The sequence below is a fragment of the Novacetimonas pomaceti genome, from assembly GCF_003207955.1.
GTDB lineage: Bacteria > Pseudomonadota > Alphaproteobacteria > Acetobacterales > Acetobacteraceae > Novacetimonas > Novacetimonas pomaceti.
On record NZ_NOXG01000007.1, the window covers coordinates 94,090 to 114,735 of the forward strand.

At 64.0% G+C, this 20,646-nt stretch carries 21 protein-coding genes and 1 pseudogene; 9 read left to right on the forward strand and 13 right to left on the reverse strand.

Annotation, left to right across the window (positions count from 1 at the left end; genetic code table 11):
* Positions 1-557: 557 nt before the first annotated feature.
* Positions 558-1,097 (forward strand): hypothetical protein, encoded by a 540-nt coding sequence (locus CFR71_RS08650; protein WP_110530132.1) that lies wholly within the window; start codon positions 558-560, stop codon positions 1,095-1,097.
* 139 nt (positions 1,098-1,236) lie between these two features.
* Here CFR71_RS08650 and CFR71_RS08655 read toward each other — a convergent pair whose 3' ends face one another.
* Positions 1,237-1,875: an NAD(P)-dependent oxidoreductase gene (locus CFR71_RS08655; protein ID WP_110530134.1), complete on the reverse strand. Its 639-nt coding sequence runs from the start codon at positions 1,873-1,875 to the stop codon at positions 1,237-1,239.
* A 226-nt stretch (positions 1,876-2,101) separates the two neighbouring features.
* Here CFR71_RS08655 and CFR71_RS16865 point away from each other — a divergent pair.
* A pseudogene (locus CFR71_RS16865) lies at positions 2,102-2,224 on the forward strand (IS481 family transposase); the annotation flags it as partial.
* Between the two features lie 15 nt (positions 2,225-2,239).
* Here the strand turns inward: CFR71_RS16865 and CFR71_RS16870 are convergent.
* Positions 2,240-5,101 carry an autotransporter outer membrane beta-barrel domain-containing protein gene (locus tag CFR71_RS16870; RefSeq protein WP_239020321.1) on the reverse strand — a complete coding sequence of 954 codons (2,862 nt, stop codon included), beginning with the start codon at positions 5,099-5,101 and terminating at the stop codon, positions 2,240-2,242.
* A gap of 270 nt (positions 5,102-5,371) precedes the next feature.
* On the opposite strand from CFR71_RS16870, the gene CFR71_RS08670 reads away from it, so the two are divergent.
* Positions 5,372-5,761: a thiol-disulfide oxidoreductase DCC family protein gene (locus CFR71_RS08670; protein ID WP_110530137.1), complete on the forward strand. Its 390-nt coding sequence runs from the start codon at positions 5,372-5,374 to the stop codon at positions 5,759-5,761.
* A 12-nt stretch (positions 5,762-5,773) separates the two neighbouring features.
* On the opposite strand, the gene CFR71_RS08675 is transcribed toward CFR71_RS08670, so the two are convergent.
* Positions 5,774-6,355, reverse strand: coding sequence for a PAS domain-containing protein (locus tag CFR71_RS08675; protein WP_207781347.1), 582 nt, complete (start codon positions 6,353-6,355; stop codon positions 5,774-5,776).
* Positions 6,356-6,564: 209 nt separating this feature from the next.
* Between CFR71_RS08675 and CFR71_RS08680 the strand changes: the two genes are divergently transcribed.
* Complete coding sequence (locus CFR71_RS08680) at positions 6,565-6,960, forward strand: hypothetical protein (protein ID WP_110530140.1); 396 nt, start codon at positions 6,565-6,567, stop codon at positions 6,958-6,960.
* A 122-nt stretch (positions 6,961-7,082) separates the two neighbouring features.
* On the opposite strand, the gene CFR71_RS08685 is transcribed toward CFR71_RS08680, so the two are convergent.
* The 5 genes from CFR71_RS08685 to CFR71_RS08705 all read right to left on the reverse strand — a co-directional run bounded on the left by CFR71_RS08685 (position 7,083) and on the right by CFR71_RS08705 (position 10,501).
* Complete coding sequence (locus CFR71_RS08685) at positions 7,083-7,415, reverse strand: DMT family transporter (RefSeq protein ID WP_110530143.1); 333 nt, start codon at positions 7,413-7,415, stop codon at positions 7,083-7,085.
* 565 nt (positions 7,416-7,980) lie between these two features.
* Positions 7,981-9,153 carry a restriction endonuclease gene (locus CFR71_RS08695; protein WP_133251116.1) on the reverse strand — a complete coding sequence of 391 codons (1,173 nt, stop codon included), beginning with the start codon at positions 9,151-9,153 and terminating at the stop codon, positions 7,981-7,983.
* A 212-nt stretch (positions 9,154-9,365) separates the two neighbouring features.
* On the reverse strand, positions 9,366-9,695 hold the full coding sequence (locus CFR71_RS16505; RefSeq protein ID WP_165832065.1) for a hypothetical protein: 330 nt from the start codon (positions 9,693-9,695) through the stop codon (positions 9,366-9,368).
* A gap of 80 nt (positions 9,696-9,775) precedes the next feature.
* Positions 9,776-9,997 (reverse strand): helix-turn-helix domain-containing protein, encoded by a 222-nt coding sequence (locus CFR71_RS08700; protein ID WP_110530152.1) that lies wholly within the window; start codon positions 9,995-9,997, stop codon positions 9,776-9,778.
* Between the two features lie 6 nt (positions 9,998-10,003).
* Positions 10,004-10,501 carry a DUF2975 domain-containing protein gene (locus tag CFR71_RS08705; protein ID WP_110530274.1) on the reverse strand — a complete coding sequence of 166 codons (498 nt, stop codon included), beginning with the start codon at positions 10,499-10,501 and terminating at the stop codon, positions 10,004-10,006.
* A gap of 58 nt (positions 10,502-10,559) precedes the next feature.
* Between CFR71_RS08705 and CFR71_RS08710 the strand changes: the two genes are divergently transcribed.
* A complete protein-coding gene (locus tag CFR71_RS08710; RefSeq protein WP_165832066.1) occupies positions 10,560-11,885 on the forward strand; it encodes a retropepsin-like aspartic protease family protein in 1,326 nt (441 codons plus the stop codon).
* A 21-nt stretch (positions 11,886-11,906) separates the two neighbouring features.
* On the opposite strand, the gene CFR71_RS08715 is transcribed toward CFR71_RS08710, so the two are convergent.
* The 4 genes from CFR71_RS08715 to CFR71_RS08735 form a co-directional block, all read right to left on the reverse strand.
* Positions 11,907-13,391, reverse strand: a complete 1,485-nt coding sequence (locus CFR71_RS08715; RefSeq protein ID WP_207781348.1) for an MFS transporter — start codon at positions 13,389-13,391, stop codon at positions 11,907-11,909.
* A 52-nt stretch (positions 13,392-13,443) separates the two neighbouring features.
* Entirely contained in the window at positions 13,444-13,632 is a 189-nt protein-coding gene (locus CFR71_RS08720; RefSeq protein ID WP_110530159.1) for a hypothetical protein, read from the reverse strand.
* A 118-nt stretch (positions 13,633-13,750) separates the two neighbouring features.
* Positions 13,751-14,938 carry an aldose epimerase family protein gene (locus CFR71_RS08725; protein ID WP_110530162.1) on the reverse strand — a complete coding sequence of 396 codons (1,188 nt, stop codon included), beginning with the start codon at positions 14,936-14,938 and terminating at the stop codon, positions 13,751-13,753.
* A gap of 290 nt (positions 14,939-15,228) precedes the next feature.
* The gene (locus tag CFR71_RS08735) at positions 15,229-16,932 is read right to left on the reverse strand and encodes an HAD-IIIC family phosphatase (protein WP_165832067.1); all 1,704 of its coding nucleotides are present in this window, start codon (positions 16,930-16,932) and stop codon (positions 15,229-15,231) included.
* A 270-nt stretch (positions 16,933-17,202) separates the two neighbouring features.
* On the opposite strand from CFR71_RS08735, the gene CFR71_RS08740 reads away from it, so the two are divergent.
* From CFR71_RS08740 to CFR71_RS08755, 4 genes are all read left to right on the forward strand, one after another.
* The gene (locus tag CFR71_RS08740) at positions 17,203-17,577 is read left to right on the forward strand and encodes a hypothetical protein (RefSeq protein ID WP_110530170.1); all 375 of its coding nucleotides are present in this window, start codon (positions 17,203-17,205) and stop codon (positions 17,575-17,577) included.
* A gap of 148 nt (positions 17,578-17,725) precedes the next feature.
* Positions 17,726-18,226: a surface-adhesin E family protein gene (locus tag CFR71_RS16875; protein ID WP_239020322.1), complete on the forward strand. Its 501-nt coding sequence runs from the start codon at positions 17,726-17,728 to the stop codon at positions 18,224-18,226.
* Positions 18,227-18,346: 120 nt separating this feature from the next.
* Positions 18,347-18,715, forward strand: a complete 369-nt coding sequence (locus CFR71_RS08750; RefSeq protein ID WP_110530173.1) for a hypothetical protein — start codon at positions 18,347-18,349, stop codon at positions 18,713-18,715.
* 253 nt (positions 18,716-18,968) lie between these two features.
* Entirely contained in the window at positions 18,969-19,232 is a 264-nt protein-coding gene (locus tag CFR71_RS08755; RefSeq protein WP_110530176.1) for a hypothetical protein, read from the forward strand.
* A 242-nt stretch (positions 19,233-19,474) separates the two neighbouring features.
* Here CFR71_RS08755 and CFR71_RS08760 read toward each other — a convergent pair whose 3' ends face one another.
* Positions 19,475-20,467, reverse strand: coding sequence for a hypothetical protein (locus CFR71_RS08760; RefSeq protein WP_207781349.1), 993 nt, complete (start codon positions 20,465-20,467; stop codon positions 19,475-19,477).
* Between the last annotated feature and the right edge of the window lie 179 nt (positions 20,468-20,646).

The following is a 20,646-nucleotide window of genomic DNA, read 5'->3' on the forward strand; positions in this document are numbered from 1 at the left end:
CCCGGCCGCATGCGTCCGTGGGCCGGGACACCCGCGCATGGCCCCCTGTCCGGGCCGTGCCGGTCCGGGCTGCATCGCGTGGCCCATGGGCGTATGGCCCAAGAGTTCATGGCACCAAGGGCGCGTGGATCAGGGGCAGGCCCCATTGGTCCGAAAGGGGAAAACCTGCCCCCCCGCCTTGCGTGAAGGGGCCGGAGACAACAGGCCCGCACCGGCGGACGGACGCGCGGATGTCCCGCATGCGGGCCTTTTCCCCGAAACGTCATGGCAGGCCACGCGTTGATGGCCGCCGCGTCCCGGACGTGATTGTCCCTGCCAATCGGAACGGTCCGCGCCAGCATCCTGTTCGCGGCCCCCGGCTTTCGCGAAAAGTCCATGGGTCCTCCCTGCCGCGCATTCCCTGTCGTTCTGGTCATGAAACTTTCTGGTGAATATTTCCAAAAAAGATTATAAAGGCGTCACTTTTCTGGTTAAAATGTGATATCTGGAAATTTATGTTATCTTTTATCAGGCGTTTATTTCAAGACGCTCTCTCAGGTGACGTAATGAAGCCCTTTATGCTGTTTTTCCTGATTTTGGTCGAACCGGCCTTTATGGGCTTCGCTGAAGCCGCGCCCGGGAATTCCGATGTTCAGGACAGCGGAATGGATGCTGTCCGATTTATTGAGGAGATCGGATCTTCCCTGCCACGAAGGGTGGAGGGTTTTTCAGGGCTGTTCGACGAACCTCTGTCATTCCATACACCCGACAGGACCTTCATGCTTTACCAAAATCAGGATGATGGCAGCGGTATGGCCCATGTGCGCAGGGAAATCATTACTAAAGATGGATATGTTTTAAGTGGAATTGAACTGAAAATCCATAATCCTCCTTATGTTAGCGAGGTTTTCATTTCCATCAGGGGCGATGAAAGCGGAAAATGCCTGTCCCGGAAAACGATCGCGGATGTTTTCATGCGGGGAAATATTGCCTCTGCCCGAAATGAATTCATCTATAGCCCTGTTATGAAAAACTTCATCAGGGTCGTTTATGAAGTGCATGATGGAAATGATTGCGCCGCATCTGTCTATTTGAAATACGGCACGCAAAAAACATGAATGAACCTGCGCCTGCCGGTAATAAATGGCACAGGTTCCCGGGGGCGGCGTTCATCTGGGAAGGTGGCGTCTTTCTGAAGCTTTTTGCAAAAAGCTTCACCAAAAACCTTTATGATTTCAGTGGTCCGCCCATACCCCGTCAGAACCGTATGATGACCGGCTTCTGGTGAAGCATCGCGGCGTCTTCAAGGTGCGATACCATATTCGCCGCGACATCAGCCCGTGAAACGATGCCGTTCCGCCACTGTGACGGCGCGGTCAGGATCCTGGCCCTGCCGCTGGCCCTGCCATTGATCAGTACGCCCGGCCGCCAGATGGTCCAGTCCAGGCCGCTGGCGATGATACGCTCTTCCTGCCGGGTCTTGTCGTCATAGGCGCGGCCGAACAGCATGCGAAAGGGCAGGCGCTGGAACGGTCCCACGGCGGCGGCACTGTCGCCCGCGCCAAAGCCGGTGACCGCCACCAGCCGGCGGACGCCGTGGCGGGCCATCAGGGGCAACAGGACCGCCGTGGCCCGGGAAAACAGGTCGACCGGCCCGAACAGGTCGCGATTGGGTATCCCCAGCACCTGCACCACCGCATCGACCCCGACAAGCGCCCGCTCCACGTCCGCCGGCACCAGGGCATCGCCGGGGCATTTCTCAAGCCGGTCATGCGTCAGTGCGATGGCGGAGGCATGGCGGGCAAAGGCCCTGACCCCATACCCCTGGCCAAGCGCCGCCCTGACGACCTCAAGCCCGATCCCCCGTGACGCGCCCATCACCAGAACAGTCACCACGTCGCCTCCCTCATGTTTTCGCGCCCGCATCATCCCGTACGGGCACGGCCGGGGAAACATGTCACTTCGGGCATGGGGGGCCGGGCTGTCTCTTATGATACGCCACGGCGGATGTCGTTGAGCAGGGGAGTTCGTCAGGAGGCTGTTTGAAAATAACCCGCTGATAAAAACAACAACAGTTTTCGGGTGCCTCCTTTTTGAAAAAGGCGGCGTCTTGCGAAGCTTTCTGAAGATCCATCCGCAAGCCCGAACCACGCCCGTCGTGCGGGCCGGAATTGCCCGCACGTCAGGACCGGCTACGCCTGCGCGTCGCTACGGGGCCAGCGATGAACCTGTGCGCAGGTGGCGTCTTGCAGCCTGATGGCTAGAATTTCAGCCGGAACTTCCCACGGATGCCGCTATCGATGGAACGTTCGCCATACTGTCCGATATAGGACACGCCGACATCGATCCGGTTGCTCATTACAGCTTTCAGCCCCGCATCCAGCACCGCCGCATTTTCCGACAGGGGCACGCCCGCGATGTCAAATGTCGCCCCGCCGCCCCGGGCAAAATATTCCCGCGTGGTGGGGGTAAGTTCCCCGAACGCATGGCGGTAGGCGAAACTGGCGTTAGGTACCAGCGTGATCGCACCGGCACGCACATGCGACGCCATCCTTACGCCAAAGGTGGAATAGGTGGTGCCAGTATCAATCGCGCGTCCCGCCAGCGCCGCGCTGCCGCCATGTTCGTGGAACCCGTCGGTATGCAGGTTGACATAGGCGACGTTGGCGAACGGTTCCAGCGCCACCGGCCCGGCGTCAAGGCGGTAGCCAAGGTCGCCAAAGCCCTGCGCCGTGCCCCCCATGTAGGCGCTGCTTTCACGCCCGGAATATCCCGAGAACGCCACCTGCCGGTTCATGCCCAGCATGTCCCACGAATATGTCGCCCCGATCCGCAGCGCCAGCCGCCCCCAGTGCGTGCCCGCATAACCACCCACCGACACGGTATTGCTGTGCCCCGATGAGTCGCGCGCACCAACATCAAAGGCGGAGTGGCCATAGCTGACCAGCCCGCCGACACGCCATGTGCCGAACACCGGGGCGTCCGCGCCAAGGATGAAGCCGCCGACGCTGTGGTGCATGCCCGCGGCATTGCCGTCGCCCGAATTATGGCCCCATCCGCCATAGGCCTCGCCCCACATCGCGGCACGCTGCTGCTGGCATGTGCCATCGGTGCGGCGGCCCCGCAGGGTGGCGGTGGATTGCGGTCCGGCCCCCGGGTCGCACGCCGCCCCGCGCAGGCGGTCGATCGCGGCGTTGCGCAGGTAAAAACTGTCCTGGACCAGTTCGGTCCGGGCGGAGGCATGGATTTCCCCCGATGTCGCGTTGAACGCCTGACGCGCCTGCGCATCGCTGTTGACAAGGCCGACCGTGTGGCCCATCCCCGCGCCGTCCAGCGCGTCGAGCGCCCCTGCGGTGGCGATCTGGTTGCGCGTCACCGCCACATCGGTAAAGGCGCGCGTCTGTTCGGTGCGCAGGTAGACATCATTGGCGTCATACGCATCCGTCACGGATTCAAAGGCCGAAAGCTGTGTGTCACCCAGCAGCGTATAGGTTCCGCTGACGCCCTGCGCCGCGCTGAGTACCTGGTATTGCGCCGAGGTCCGCAGGTCGTTCACGGCGTTCTGCGTCATCGACAGTTGCGCGCCCTGCGCAATGGTCGCATGGCCCGTAACGGATACCAGGCCGCCATTGGCCAGCAGGGTTGATCCCGCCTGCTGCTGCAGGTTGCCGTTTACCGACAGCGTGCCTGTCCCGTCGCGCCCGCCCTCCAGGCTTGCGCCCTGATCGACGACGACGCTGCCGACAGAACCGCCGCCCATGAGCATCGCCCCTGATTCCACCGTCACCGGGGTGGCTGCCAGGTTGCCATCCACCGCCAGTGTTCCGGATGAAACATAGGCCTGCCCGTCATAGGCCGAGCCATCTCCGGTATAGTCCAGAAGGCCAGACCCGGCTTTCGTAAGGATGCCATTACCGATGAGGTCATTGCTCATCGTGTAATCTGTGTCATTATGTAGCGTAAGGCTGCCATTGTTGCTGATGGCGCCAGTTATGGTCGAGCCGGCATACATGTAAACATTGCTGTTTGTATCGGGTGCCAGGAACAATCCATAATTCTTGCCGGATATTGTTCCGGAATTGTAAATTGTAATGTTCGTGGGGATCGTCAGGCCGGGGTATGTATTCGCCACGAAAGCACGATCGGCACTTGTGATCATTCCGTAGTTGTAAAGAGTGATGTTGGCCCCGGCGTTGGCGGAGCTACCGACGGATATGCCAACATCGGTGCCATTGATCGTCCCGTAATTATAGGCAAGGAATGGCGTGGCGGTACAGCATAGGGTGGCCCCCACCTGGGCAGAGGTAATGAGGGCATTTTTCTCGTTTATGACCACGCCCCCACCGGTCAGGGCCAGTCCCTCGGACACGTTGGCGCCGCCGTCCTTGCCAAAACCGGCAGCGCCCTGCGCCTCGATGGTGCCGTAATTGGTGACGGTGGCATAGCCGTCGATATCCACGCCATCCCCGTCGCCCGTACCTGATCCGTCATAACCGCCAATGATGGTGCCATAATTCACCACCTTGCCCGTGCCATCGGACCCGACGCCCGAACCGTTGCGCCCGATGATCGTGGCCCCTGCGGCATTATAGACATCGACATACCCGTCGGTCGTAATGCCGTGGCGCTTGCCGGAAATCAGACCCCCGGATTCGTTAATGACAGTGCCGGTGGGGGCTTCCTGAAAATCGATGCCATCATGACTGTCGCCTGTCGCGCCATCGGCATAAATCGTGCCCGCGTTGACCACCGTGGCGTTGGCACCCGGGCGGATGCCATCAGCATCGTCCGCCTTGATCAGGCCACCCGCGTTGTTGGTGATGGTGCTTGTATTGTCGGGACCAACGAAATCGTTCAGGTCGATCGCTTGGCCACCTGCCGTGCTCTCGATTGTGCCGCTGTTGGTAATGGACACCGTGCCGCCGGTCGCGTCACCGCCGTGAATCCCGTCATCGGATGAACTGAGTACCGCACCGGTCCCGATATTGATGGATACATCGACCGGGTTCTTGATCGACAGTGCCTTGCCATCGTTATCCAGCAGTGCCCCCCCGGGCGCGAGCGAAAAACTCTCGCTTCCCGAGACGGTTTCTGCCGCGGAAGGCGTGCAGATGCCTGACACAGAAAGAAACAAAGGCGAAAATAACGCAGAAATATTAAGTAATAATGTCGATTTTTTCATAATAATCTGCCGAAAAATCCTCAGGTATGGGCGATTGAAATATTCAGGAACATCATGACTGGACCCATACTATCAAACATATCGTATATGAAGTTGATTATAACAGTTCCATATCGAAAAAGCGAATTGGGCGATTTTCGCCCGCGGGTCAATGGGGTCTGCCCCAAGTGTCAGGTCGTCACGGGGCATGAGGTATCACAGGATCCGGTCATGAATGACCGACCCGACGATACCTTGTCCGACGATACCTTGCCCGATGATACCTTGATCGTATGGTACGATGGTGGCTGCCCGCTCTGCCTGCGCGAGATCGCGCTGATGCGCCGACTGGACCGTGCGAAACGTATTCACTTCGTCGATCTTACCGACCCGACGCAGCCCTGCCCCCTTGACCGGCAACTACTGCTCGATCGTTTTCATGCCCGAAAAGGCAGCGTGATTTACGATGGCGCCGCCGCTTTCGCGGCCATGTGGCGCGCCATTCCGGTGCTGCGGCCGCTTGGCGAACTGGCCCGGCTGCCACCGGTCCTGTGGAGGCTTGAGGCGGCCTATCGCGGGTTTCTGCGGGTGCGGCCGATCCTGCAGCGATGGGTGGGATAAGGGGGGCGTCCGTCAGAATCCCGCCTCGATCGCAAGGCGCACGGCATCGGCGGTCGTCTGCACCCCCAGGGCGCGAAACATGGCGGCGCGATGCATTTTGACCGTACGCTCCGACAGCCCCAGCGCATGGGCGATCTGTTTGTTGAGCTGCCCCTTCGCCATCGCCAGCAGCACCGCGCGCTGGCGGGGCGACAGCCGTTCGACCCTGTCCCGCGCCGCCACCGCGCGGCTTTCGCCCGGCCCGTCGGGGATCCGCATCTGGGAGCCGAGGAAATACTGGAGCTTCCCCTCGCCATCGAAGATCGGCGCGACCATCACGGCATTGCGGAAAGGATGGCCGTCCTTTCTGTAATTAAGGATCTCGACCATGACCGGGCGCTGTTCGCGGATGCCCGCGCGCAGGGCGTCCACCAGTCGCGGTTCCGTGCCCTGTCCGGTCAGGAAACGGCAGTTGCGGCCGATGACCTCCTCCCGGGTATAGCCGGTCAGGGCCTCGAACGCCGCGTTGCAGTCGATGATCGGATTGTCCGGCAGTCGCGGATTGCTGATCACGGCGGCCACCGTGCTGCCGGCGATCATGTCGGAAATAGCCATCGGCCGCTACTGCCCCTTTTTCCAGCATCCGGGGCCACCAGCGCCCCCTGACGGGCGATCCTACCCCTTTGGCCATATTGCCGACAACCGCCCGATACCCGGAGATGGGGGCGCGCCGGTCAGGCCGCCACGATGCCATCGCAAACGGACATCCATCTCATTCACCCCCCGTTTACCCCGGGGCGAAAATCGACAGGGAAGGACGCGTCATGAAGCCTGAGGAACAGGAGACCTCGAAACTCGTCGTGCTGCGGGCTTCCGAAAGGATGCTGCTCGATCGCGGCGAAGCCTGCGGGGTCCTTGGGATCGAACCCCGGATGATGCGCATGCTCGGCCTGCTGGGCTGCGGCGCGCCGTCCCTGAAGGTGCGGAACGTGAGGCTCTATCGCAGGGAGGACCTCCTCGCCCTTCGCGCGCGCTGGATGGACGCCGTCGGGGTGGAGGAGCGGGACCGCCATTCGCGGCGCCGGGGACGCCATAACGGCGCGGCCACCGACCCCCTCATGACGCTTCTTGCGCAGCGGGCCGTGATCCACAGGCTGGTGATCATGCTGCTGTGGGGCATGATCCTTTTCGGCGGCGCGATCGGCCTGATCCTGTATTGAACAGCCCTGTATAGAGCCGCCCCTGGAGCGATCGGGCGCCGCGCCCGCGCCCTGCCTCCCGGCCATTCGCCTTGTTGCAGGCGTCATCCTGCGGGTGGCATGAAGGGGCGTGGGCCTATCGCCTATCCATGGCCGGACATGCCCGAACACAGGTTCATGACCGCGACGCCCGCGATGATCAGCGCCATGCCCACGATTGCGGCCATGTCCAGCTTCTGCCCCAGCCAGATCCACGACACCACGGAAATCGCGACCGTGCCCACCCCGGACCAGATGGCATAGGCAACGCCGGTGGGAATCGCGCGCAGCGCCTGCGACAGGGCGTAAAACGCGGTCAGGTATCCCACCACCGTCACGCATGATGGCAGCCGGCGGGTGAATCCGTCCGACAGTGTCAGGAAAAACGTGGCCGTGACCTCCGCCCCGATGGCGATGGCCAGGTACAGATAAGGCATTGCGGCATCCTTGCGTCGTGGCCGGCGGGCGCGCGATGCCCCCGTGCCGCGTCGGCTTTACAGGATTGCCGCCCGGCAGGCCATGCGCGGGGCGCGAAGGCGGGGATGAAGTTTTTTGTCCCGATGCGCATGAAACTTTTCCTGTCCACGCATTTTATATGTATAGAGGAGATAGGAGACATGAGCCATGAGCAACTCAGCACGCATGATTGCCCACCTTCTTATCAACATCCGTCGCGCGCCGCGTGAAAAGCCGCTGCCGAAGGATACCACGCGCAAACAGGACTGACGCCCGGAAAACCGGGCGATCCGTCGCCTGTGCCCCATCCCGCGCCGCCGGTTCCGATGGGAAACTGGCATGCGGGGGGCACATGGACCCGGGGCGCGTGTTATAACGCGCATCCCGGGGGCCGGAAACATACTTTGACATATTGGCGCGGCGCATCGCCGTTGCCGGCCCGCGTGCCCGTTTGTGCCCCCGGCCTGCCGCATGGCGACGGGGGCATGGTGAGCGGAATGCGTGATGAGCGGATGTGTGGCAGCAGGGGCGTGGCGGATACGGCCATCAGGCCGACGTGGCCCGCGTCCCGCCATCCCGCAGCCGCCGCGACAGGCCGCGCAGCTCGTCATGATGCAGCAGCCAGACCCCGTTGGTGCGCGCCAGTTGCTGCGCCGCGCGGGTATAGGGCGCATTCGACACCACCACGGCCACCGCCGCGCCGTAATGGGCGCGCGCCGCGCTGACCTGCTGGACCGCCTCATTCCCGACCGTGCGGCTGTACAGCTTGCACTGCACCACCATGCGCAGGCCGCGCCGCGTGGCGACGATGTCCGCCCCCTGATCGCCGCTGCCGATGGTGGTGTCGGCCCGCCACCCGTCCTGTCGCAGCTCCGCCGCGCAGTGCTGTTCATAATCCAGCGGGTCCATCCCCGGCCCCACGATGTCGGGGCGCGGGACCGGGCCGTCGGCGGCCTGTTCGATGCGTGCCGCCGCCCAGGGGCCGAGTCGCGGCCACTGCGCCCCCAGCCCCGCCGCGCGCAGGGCGGGCCGCAGGATGGTGGTGGCGAATTCGTCACGTTCGCGATGCCATTTCTCCGGCTTTGCCACGCCATAGCTGTTGCGGGCCAGCAGCTGCCGCCGCCGCAGGCGCAGCGTATCGGCATGCCGCGCGATCAGGGTGGCGCATATGGCCCGCGCCCGACGCCCGCGCCGCCACCGGATTATCCCGCGCGCGACCGGCCACCCCACCAGCATCGCCAGCGCCGCCGCCAGCACCCCGCGCCAGTGTGGCAACCAGCGCGACAGGCCGTGGCGCGGCCCGGGGCCCGTGGCACGTGCCGCCGTATCCGGCGCGGAAAACAGCAGGCCGCGTATCGCCGTGCTGCCGTCATGCCAGCGTCGGCGCGCCCATTCCACGATGCCGGGGGCGGCGGGGGCGACGTCTTGGGCGCGGAAATACATGATGCGTTCGTGGCGCCCGGCCCCCGCGCGTGGTGTTTCCCCACGCAGGGCGATGACATCGCCCTCCCGCGACAGCAGCGTCCAGCGTTGTGCCGTGGCGTCCATGCGGTGGCATCCCGGTGGCGTTGCCCCATGGGCCAGATGTCGCGCGGCGGTGGCGGTGGAACATCCCGGCGCATGGGCGACGATGCGATAGGGCGCGCCCGCGTCGCCCACGGTCGTCTCCGTCGCCTGCGCGCCGGCCCCGTGCGCGCCCGTCAGGCACAGGGCGGCCACCAACCCGGCGATCCGTGCGATGTTCCCTTTTCGTACACCTGTCATTCCAGACAGTTAGCCCACATTCCCCATGTTGGCGAGGGGGCCATGCGCGGCCACGTCCCGAAATGACCCGCCGACAGGAAAACAATAAAGGTTTTTGGTGAAGCTTTTTGCAAAAAGCTTCGAAAGACATCACCTTTTTGAAAAAAGGCGACACCCGAAAACTTCCATCACTTCACCGGCGGCCCGCCCGTTTTTGATTTCCATGCCCGGCCATGCCACATCCAGCCAATCGCGATGACGAAGATGCACGCATACGGGACCGCCGATGCCGTGCTGTTCTTGTCGACCTTCATGACGTATTCAACAATATTTGTCAGCGTGGTCAGGGATACCAGCAGGGCGATAACAACAAATGACTTCCACTGCTGTTTCAGCGCGGCAAGGAGAAGTGATGTCCTGTGCTGTCTCAGCATGCCTTTCCCCCGCATCCGGATCAGGCGCTGGAGTCGTCGCCCGCATTCGTTACTTAATGTAAACGAAATGGGGGCGCCGCGCAATCGGCCCGGCCCCTGTCTGGGTAAGGCGGCGTCTTTTCGAAGCTTTTTGCAAAAAGCTTCACCAAAAACTCCTGTTTTTTTCAGCCATCTTCCGGTGGGTCGGGTTCAAAGGCCAGTATGTCGCCGGGCTGGCAGCGCAGGTAGGTGCAGATCGCATCCAGCGTCTCGAACCGGATGCCGCGCACCTTCCCCGACTTGAGCAGGGAGAGGTTGCTTTCGGTAATGCCGACATGCGCGGCAAGGTCCTTTGAACGGACCTTGCGCAGCGCCAGCATGACATCAAGGCGGACAATGATCGCCATGGCGGCTCAGACGATCGAGCGGCTGTCTTCGTCGAGGCGCGCGGCCTCGTCAAACAGCCGGGCCACAAGGAACAGGAGCACACCGACCAGCAACGCCAGCAGTCCCCCGTCACTGAGGCCCAGGTCGATATGCCCGCCCCGCCCCCGCAGGGCGAGGCCAAGCTGCGCCAGCGGGGGCAGCGCGATATTCGCACCCACGCACAGCAGGTTCAGCAACGCGAACCGCCGGAAACAGCCTGTGGTGGCAGGCGCGAAGACATGCCCGTCCCCCACCGCGCGCAGCATCCGCGCCAGCGCGGCAAGGCCCGCGACCGCCAGCGCGACCTCGATGACCGAAATGGCGCAGGCCCACGGGCGCGGCAGGCCGCCTGCCTCCACCGAGATGGCGGCGACACCCGGAAACAGCACGCCAGCCAGCGTCGTCAGCGCCAGCGCGAAACCGGCCGCCATCACAGCCAGCCGCAGCCGGCGGGCAAAGCGGCCAAGGGCCATTGGGTCCGTCATTGCGCAAACATTATTTCTGTTTTACGAAAAGTTATTATTGCGATTCGGAGATTATGGCATGCGGTCGAAATGTGCAACCCGATCCGCCCCGCGCAGGCGGCTGGCTGGGGGGCTGGCGGCGGTGGCGCTGCTGGCGGGGTGCGCGTCCGCCCGGCCGCCGCATCCTCGTGCCGTCACCGACGTGGCCGCCGTGATCGACGGCGCGGCGGCGGGCGATCCGGCGCCGCTGGCCGGGGCATTGGTGCGGGTGCGTGGGGCACAGGCCGCGCTGCTGCGCGCGCGGCTTGCGGCGTTGCGGCTGGACCGGGCGGGGGCGGAACGTGCGCTTGGCACCTATTTCGCCGCGCATGACACGGACCCCCGGCGTCAGGCAATCGCATGGGCAACCCGTGGCGAGGCTGCCTTTGCCGCGGGTGATTACGCCGCCGCCGCCACCGCGATCGAGGCATGGCAGCGCCTGCCCCGCGCGGGCTGGCATGCGGGAGAGGAGGCCAGCATGGCGCAGACCCTGACCATCGCGCGGCTGCTGCGCGCGCAGCCGCGACAGGCCGTCATCGGCGGGACGCCCGGCACGGTTGCCACGTCGCGCGACAGGGTGGGTCTGGTGCGTGCGACGGTGCGCATCAATGGCGTGGCGCAGGACGCGGTGCTGGATACCGGGGCCAACCTGCCGGTCGTCGCGGCCTCCACCGCCGGGCGGCTGGGACTGCGGATCCTGGACGGCGGCGGAAGCGTCGCCAGCGTGACCGCGCGTCAGGTCACGACCCGCGTGGCGATTGCCGACCGGCTGGACATCGCGGGCGTCACGCTGGCGCATGTCGTGTTCCTGGTGATGGATGACAGCCAGCTCAGCTTCCCGGTCGCGGGGGGATACCGGATCGGCGCGATCATCGGCTTTCCCGTGTTCCGCGCGCTGGGTCGCGTGCGGTTCGATAACGCGGGCGGCTTCGCGGCGGGGCGCGCGGCGGGGCCGGCGCTGGATGCGGACAACCTGCGCGTCAGCGGCAATGACCTGTATGTGCTGGCGCGGGTGGGCGGATTTGCCACGGCGCTGCACCTCGACACCGGGGCGGGCCGCAGCGGCCTGACCAGCCGGTTCGCCATGCTGCACCCGTTTGTCGCGACATTCCCGACGGGGTCGGACACGCTGATGGGCGCGGGGGGCGGGGCCGTCGCGCGGCACACCGCCATATGGCGGCAGGTTGGCATCACGATTGGCGCGCGGTCGCTGACGCTGCCGGAACTCCCCATCGCGACCGACGCGCCGAAAGGACAGGACGAGGACAGGCTTGGCAATATCGGTCAGGACGTGCTGGGGGCGTTCGGTTCATACACCATCGATTTCGATCGCATGGGCTTCGCGCTGGGGCCGCCACGGGGATGAGCGTGCGTCGCGCGGGCATAGTCAGCGCGACAGGTAGAGCACCCGCGCCACGCTTGCGATACATGCCAGCGGGCACAGGCTGAACACCGCGAACAGCCACCATGCCGCGCTGGCGGTGCCCGCGACCCCGCCGGGCGCGTCCAGCCCGGCGGCGTTCGCCACCAGCCCGGCCAGCGCGGCCGCCAGCGCGGTGCAGAACAGCTGCACCGTCGTAAGCGAGGTCGAGGCCAGGTCCCGCTGTCCCGCCGGGGCGATGCGCAGCACCCGGGTCAGCAGGTGCGGCCACGCCAGCCCGACGCCAAGGCCCACCATCACCAGCGCGGCACAGATGGGCGCGACATCGCGCCACCCGCCCGCTGTGGGCGCCGGCAGCAGCGCCCACAGCATGCCCATGCCGATCAGCCCCAGCACGGGGGCCGCCATCATCACGCGCGACACGGTGCGCCCGTGCCGCCCCGCGCTGAGGATGGAGCCGACGGACCATCCCGCCGACATCGACGCGGCAAGGTATCCCGCCATCAGCGGCGACTGCCGGTGCAGCACCTGCAGGAACAGGGGCACGAAAATCTCGCTTGTGGTGACGCTGACCGCCAGCAGGCCCATCGACAGGTACAGCGCGCAGAGCTGGCTGCGGGGCTGCAGCGCCCCCGCCGGCAGAAGCGGCTGTCGCCCGCGCCGTTCCAGCCACGCCCACGGCACCATCAGCGCCACGAACGCCGCCAGTCCCATGGCCGCCGATCGCGTGTCATGGCTGATCCCCCCGGCCGAGAGTGCCAGCACCGCCGCCGCCATCAGCCCGACCTGCCCCAGCGCCAGCGTGGACGTCGCGGTCCGCGCCGCCGCGCGCCGGGGCAGGACCGCCATCGCCAGCAGCGCGAAGCCCGCCGCCACCGGCACCAGCGACCAGAACGCCCCGCGCCAGAAACGCGCCTGCGCGAACATGCCGCCCAGGGCAGGGCCGATCAGGGTCGCGACCCCCCACATGGCCGACACCAGCCCCACCGCGCGCGACCACAGCGACGGGTCATAGACGATGCGGATCATGGCATAGGACAGCGCCAGCAGCAGGCCGCCGCCAAACCCCTGTACCGTTCGTCCCGCCAGCATGACCGGCATCGACCCCGCCATGGCGCATGTCACGGCACCCATGGCAAAGATCGCCGCCCCCGCGCCATAGGTCCCCCGCCCGCCATACAGCGCCAGCGCGCGCGACGACAGCGCGGCCCCGACGATGGACGCCGTAACGAACAGCGTCGTATTCCACGCGTAATATTCCAGCCCGCCGATATCATGCACGACAGAGGGCAGGATGGTGGCCGCGACATACACGTTCACCGCATGCAGCACGACGCCACCCGCAAGGATCAGGGTGCGCAGCGCGTTCGCCCCGGTGAACAGGGCGCTCCATGCCGGGGCGGGCGGCGGGGCCGTCTGCGGTTCTGGCGTGTGCGCGTCCGGGGTCATGGCGGCGGCCGTGTCGCGGGTGGTATCCGGCGGCGCGTTCATCGGGCGTGTCCGCCCGGCGCGCCCACCCGGCAGGGCGGCCGGAGCTGGCGCCTTATGATCCCATGCCCGGCCCGCCCGAACCGCCCGGCCCGTCGGACGGCGCGTCCTGTCCCGGCGATCCGGTCATCCCGCCCACGCCGCCGCTTTCGCTGGGGTCGCTTGGGGGGCTGTGGGACGCGCACGCGCCCAGTCCCGCCAGCAGCATCATCGCGCACAGCGCGCGTGTCAGACCTGTCCACATCGCGAATATCCCTCATGCTCACGTTCTGGTGACGTTTTTAGTCAGCCGTGGGCAAAAGAAAAAGATATTCCGTGCGGATCCGTACCGAATGCCGGCATGCGCGATGGATGCCGGCGGGTCAGTGGCCCTTGCCCTTCGTCACGCCAAAGCGGAAGATCGTCGTCTGGTCAAACGTTTCGCCGGGGCGGAGTTCCGTCGTCGGGAAGTCGGGATGGTTGGGGGAGTCGGGGAAATGCTCCGCCTCGAACGCGACGGCGTCGGTCTGGCGGTAGGCGCGTCCCGAAACGCCCGCATACCCCCCGTCGAGCGAGTTGGAGGTATAGACCTGCAGCCCCGGCTGCGTCGTCAGCACCTCCATCGTGCGGCCCGTGGCGGGGTCGCTGATCTGTGCCGCAGGGCGGGGCGTGGTCCCGGCCTGTCCGTTGACGATCCAGTTATGGTCGTATCCGCGCGCGTACATCATCTGCGGGTCATTGTCGCGCAGGCGTTCGCCAATGCGGTGGGGCGTGCGGAAATCCAGCGGCGTGCCCGCCACGCTTGCGATCGGGCCAAGCGGGATGGAGGTCGCGTCCGTGGGGGTATAGGTATCGGCGCTGATGCGCAGGACCTGGTTTTCCACGCTGCCGCTGCCTTCGCCGCCCAGGTTGAAATAGCTGTGGTTCGTCAGGTTCAGCACCGTCGGCCGGTCGGTCGTCGCGGTGTAATGCAGGCTGAGCGCGCTGGTGTCATCCAGCCGGTACGTCACATGCACATGCAGCGTGCCGGGAAAGCCCTGGTCGCCATCGGGACTGACCAGCCCCAGCGTGACGCTGGTGCCATGGTCGTCGTGCGTTTCGCCCTCGAACGTCCAGACCTGCTTGTCGAACCCCTTCCTGCCGCCATGCAGCGCATTGGGCGGCGCGGTGACCGCGATGTGATAGGTATGGCCGTCAAGCGTGAACGTCCCGCGCGCCAGCCGGTTGGCGTACCGCCCGATCATCGCGCCAAAGAACAGGCCGCCGCGCGCGCTGTCATGGGTATAGCCCCCAAGCGTGGAGAAGCCCAGCACCACGTCGGCGGCGTTGCCATGGCGGTCCGGCGTTTCGATCGCGGTGATGATGCCGCCATAGGTCATGAACCGCACCGTCATGCCGTGCGTGTTGCGCAGGGTGTACTGTTCGACGGGCCGCCCGTCATCGGTCGTGCCAAAGGGGGCGCGTTCGAAACTGACGGCCGGGGCGGCCTGCGCAAGGGTGGCGCAGGTGATGCCCGCCACCGGCAGGAGGGCCGCCAGCGCCATGCGGACGGGACGGAGGGGATGGGACATGGGGCTGTTTCCTGCGCTTGTGCCTGGGATGCCTGCGCCTGCCATGGCGGCATGTCGGGGCGGGGCGATCATGCCGCCCTTCACCGGGGCGGGCAACCATGACGGCGCGCCGGGGCGAACACATCATGGATATGAGCCACGTTGCCGTCGCGGGTGGCGGGCGAAATCCCGCGCGCAGGCATCATGGAAAAGTTTTTGGTGAAGCTTTTATCTAAAAAGCTTTGAAGAACGCCGCCTTTTTGAAAAAGGCGGCACCCAAAAACTTTTATTCATTTCATGCGCGCGGACCGTCAGTTCCAGTGACGTATGTGTTCTTCTATGTCCGATGAAATCTTCATGTATATGTTCCGTTTGAAATGCCCGCCCGCGTCATCGGGGGTAATGAGGTCATCCGTGCCCCGGACATAGGGGCGGACGTCAACGATCCTGAACCCATGTTCCATCGCCAGCGGCATCGTGATGGCATTGATCCGCGAGAACTTGTCCAGAACCCATTGCTGGCTCCCGAATTCCTCATTCAGCGTGCACAATATCACCTTCTTCCCCCGCAGCCGGTTGAACAGGCTGCGGATATCGCGTTCGAACAGGGTGGAGACACTTTCCTGATGGAAAACCAGGTCATCGACCATGAAATTCCATTCGGCTTCGGACAGTTCCATGTTGGTTGCCTGTTTCACCCGCCCGTAATCGCGGTCCCTGTTCCTGAGGTAGGGAACGCATGGCCCATCCAGCGGGAAGACAAGCCCGAACGATTTTGAATAGAAGTTGTCGCAGAAAATCTCGCCCGAAAAGGACAGGACAAAGACGTCCACATCCTGGGTGACGACATGCGACGAAAACCTGTCAACGGGCATGCCGGGCATCCTGTCCGAAATGGCGTTGCGTTCCCCGTCGGAAATGCACGATCCGATTTCCAGCGCCCGGACGACGGGCTGTATTCCCCAGTTCCGGTAAGGATACGCGAATTCCTCAAAAACGGTGTATTTTCCCTTCAGGTAATAGGATGAAACCGACAGGTCGCATGCGCCGCGCATGCAGATGGTCGTGTCATGGGTGGTGATGGCATCGCTGTCATCGGCATCATCGACCACCGCGATCCAGTCGATGTCCGTGCCGTCATCCAGGACGGACGAAACCTCCCCCACGATGTCGATGCGGGGGCGTCCCAGTTTCTGCCAGACGAACTGTTCGATGCCCATGTTCATCGAACGGCATGAAAACAGGAAATGTTCGACCTGTCCGTCTTCTATCGCGAAAAAGCCGCAGATCCCGTAACTTCCGTACCTGTCGGCAACCTTTACATACGAAATGTTGGAATCGAATTTCGCCAGTTTCCCAAGCATGGCGTCCCTGAATTCGTCCGGGTTTTCAGGCGCCCTGTTCTTGGTGAAATTCAGCTGGTTTGTCCGGTTGATCAGTTCATGGATGCGCGGCATTTCGTGTTCCACGTCATGGTGGAAACTGATGCGGATCTGGCTTGATCGCAGGAAATCGAGGTTGTCCCCGCCGGAGCGGCGGCTGTCCTCGTGCTTGCGTTCTAGGATCCTGTAACGCCCGAGGCGCGTCAGGTCGGGGTCGGGCTTGCCCACGAAGCGCGGGTCGGTCAGGATCGTGCCGATGATCTCCGGCCCGGCGACCTGGATGTCGGGGATGTAATGCTTCACCTCGTTAAGGTTCATGGCGTTATCGTCAATGAACATGACGTTTACGGGCCGCAGCTGCATGTCACTGATCGTCGCGGCGATCCTGTGGCTTTTCGCCTCCCAGTTTATGCTGGGGAACACGAAGTATTCGCGGATGCCCCTTTCCACCAGCACGGTTTCCACCTGCCGGAAGTCGTTTTTTGAACAGATGGAACTCATGATGCCGCGTTTCGCCAGCGCGACGATGATGTCGTGATGCGCATCAATATAGGAAATGCCGCCCTCGCTCAGGGTACCGGTCCAGAATGTATCATCCAGGTCCCATATTACGAGACGTACTGCCTCAGTCATATGCATCTCCACATTGATGGCCATCTATTGCTGTTCGCATGTTGTTCGTACAGGGCATGTGCTAATAAAAAGAAAATCGCGAAATAATGCCCAGATCATCGGCCCGGTGCGGTTCGATGCGGCCATCGTCGCGGGCCGGATTTTCCCATCAGCTTCGCGCCGGGGCCTGTCACCTGCGTCCCGGGTCCCATATATGAAGGGCGCCGGCCGTGACGCGGCCCGGTGGCGGGGGTGTGGCGGCAGGGAAAGGCGCAAGGGAAAGGCAGCGGCATGATCATTCAGGACCACAACTTCTTCTGCGACATGACGCCGGACATGCAATACCTGCGCAACCGCGACCCGGTGGACAGCTTCATCGAGCGCAACATGATCTTCGTCCTGCCCGACCGGCTGCGCCGCTTTCGCAAGAACCTTTATCACGTCCGGCGCAACGCGGGGCCAAGCCACGCCTATTCCCCGCTGTTCCGCGTCAACAGCCAGCTGCGTTCCGACCCGGTGCCGGCGGGGTATGACGGGCCGTTCGACGTCTTTCCCTTTTACGCCAACGCCGCCCTGACGCGGACGCGGCACAAGGATTACTATGTCCTGTTCATCTTTCGCGACAAGATGTCGTGGACGCGCTTTCGCGACCTGTCGGGGGCGTGACGGCTGCATTTCCTCTGTCGCGTTTCCTCTGCCGTCCGGCTGCGTTGCGGGACGGGGCCTATGCGAACCGGTTGGGGTATGGGATATACAGCGCGGATGAATAAATGAGGTATGCCGCGTCATTACGCGCGCAGGGAGACAGCAGCGTATGAACGATCGTCTGGCACTGGGCATGGTGTCGATACTGGGCATGGTGTCGGTGTTGATGGTGCCCACCGTCCCGGCCATCGCGGCGGGGACGCCGTCCGCTGTGCCCGCTGTTCCCGTTTCGGTCGAAACCACCGCCCCGGCCGCCCCCCGTGCGGGGGCCGCGGAACCGCCGCCGAACCTGCAGAAGCTGCCGCCATACCAGAACAAGGTGACGGAATATATCGACCGTTCGTCCGTCCGGATGCGCGGGACCCATGCTTCGGCCACGTTTGTGCAGGATTTCGATGACGAGATGATAAGCCACGGCCTGCCGTTTGCCTCCGTCCGGTTTTCGGTCCTGTACAACTGTGCCGCCAATACGTACCGCACCCTGTCCTATTCCACGTGGTCGGGGCATATGGGCCGGGGGCGCAGGCTGGCGGACGGGCCGGTGCCGCGCGGGGAAATGACGGTCGATCCCTCGCTGGAGGACGGGCGGCGCATTGCGTGCGGCCCCTGATCCGGGTTACCCACAGATTGGTGGATAGGCATACGCGTAACCGTGTGGATAAGTCCGTCAGTAATGTGGAAAACGATGTGGGAACGGGGCGGCATCGCGCCGTGAAAGTGGGGAAAACACATGGATAGCAGAATCGTCGCCGCCCTTTCCGACGCCCTTGCCCCCGCGCCGGGCGCAGCACCCGCCGCCATCGCCACGAACGAGGCCGCCCGCCAGGCCCAGGCGCGCGAGGTGCTGGAACGGCTGGAACGCTCCGGCTTTCAGGTCATCGCGTCCGATCCCGCCGCGACGCAGGCCCGCCAGGCGCTGGCGATGATCCGCATGGGCGTGGGGGACCTGTTTTCGGACGAGGACCGGCGTCTGAAATACGCGTCGCTGTTTGTGCTGTTCGTGGTCCTGCTGCTGCTTTACCTGCAACCTCTGGCTGTATTGTTCGGGCTGCTGGCGATTGGCGTGGTATTCTTTATCATGTCGCTGACGCGGAAATAAAAAAGGCCCGCCCTTTTATCAGGGCGCGGATGGTACAGGTGATGATGCACGCCATGGTTGCCTGAGTGCGCAACCGGCGGGCGAGGTTAAATTTTTTTAAATCCACCTTTGATACATATCAACGTATCGACGTCACCTGTCCCTAGACTTGATGCGGGGGCAGGGTGCAATGCTGCGTCCTTATGGGAATGGCCCGTGCGTTCCGTCGCCCGGTTGCCGGTCTGTTACCCTGCCCAGATGCGGAACCGGGTTGATGCTGATGACCGAGCGCGCCAGGGATCGTGGACAGTCCAAACCGTCGCCTGACGCGGGACTGTTTGACGATCCGATGCAATTTGCATCCGATATGCTCAAGACCCTCGGGCCACAGGCGCTGGAGGTCGCGACCACCCGCGCGGGCTATTTCCTCAGCGTCGGGGATTTTCGCCGCGCCATCGCGTGGGTGCGCGTGCGCCGCGTCCTGCGCGGGTGGCTTGACGTCACGCCGCGCCCCGACGGGGGGAATGACCTTCATTAATGGTCTGTTTCAAAACGGTATTTTGTGAAAATGGCGAAAGTTCGTGGGGGTGCCTTTTCCCCCGGACGGCGACGTCTTTTCGAAGCTTTTTGAAAAAAGCTTCACCAAAAACTTTCACGATATTGCCGGGCCGTTTTTTCAGGCTGATGAAAGTGACAGAAGTTTTTGGGTGCCGCCTTTTTTCAAAAAGGCGGCGTCTGCCGCCCCTGAAAAAGACCCGCCGGACCCTTTCGTTTACCTGATCAGGGACGGGCGGCAGGCGCGGCGGCGGCCGGTGCCGAAGCCGGGGCGTTGGGATGGTCGTGGGGCATGATGTCGTCACTGCCGGAGGAGCCGGAGACGATCTGCCACTGCGTGCGGTCATCCTGGTATCGCGACAGGCACATATCCAGCGCCTGATATTTTTCCAGCCGTTCCGGGTCGTTCGCCATGGCGATGCAGGCAGCCTTCAGGTCGCTGTCATAGCGACGCCACGAGGCGGACAGCGCGGCCTCGGTTTTCTGTTCCGAACCGACGCAGTCGTTGCCGCTGTCCTCCATCTCCACATGTTCATGGGCGCAGTTCTGCGCGATCGCGAAACGTGGCAGGGAAATGGGACGCCCGTGCAGCGTGTCATAGGGATGATGCGCCAATTGTTCGATATCGGGCGGCGGCGGTGTGTTGGCGGGCGTCGCGGCGGGGCCAAGCGGCGGCGGCATCCACAGGGCATGGGCGGTCGCGAAATTGCCCAGTTGCGACAGGGCGCTGGCGGCCCCGACCAGCGAGAATGGCACCGCGTCATGTTCCAGCGGCACAAGGTTGCCGGTGGTGACACCCTGCAACTGCTGCATCAGGTCGGCCACGGCGCCGGGCGTCATGTCGCCGCCCGCCGTGTCCCACTTCCGCCCCTTGGAGAAAATCTGCAGCACCAGTTCGAACTTGCCGATCACGACGCCGGCGGTCCGCACGCCCGACGGGTTCTTGTAACGGTGATGCAGGACATGCACCGCCATCCCCAGCGAGCCGGAGGTGGAGGAGCGGTAGAAGATGATTTCAAGGTCTTTCTGGCGGGAAATGATCATCGGCTGGCCCTGCGCCCCGTCGGGCGAAAACGACCATCCCGCGTCCTGCGCCGTGGCGGCGGAGGGGCTGGCGGATTGCGCCTGCGCGCGCGGCACGGCGATACCGTGCGGGCCGGATGCCGCAATTCCCAGGGTGACGCCAACGGTCAGGGCCGCGACAGATAAAATGCGCATCCTGACCAGTTTCCCCCGCGTGATGATCATGTTGTGGCCATGCCAGCATCCCGCTGGACCCGGGGCATGATACCCCGCCGGCCGCCATGCCTCAATGGGGGTGGGGCGCGGGCGCGTCATGGCAAGGCCGCGCGGGACGCTGCCCCCGGCCCGGGATGTCATGGGGTGCGGGGGCCGGT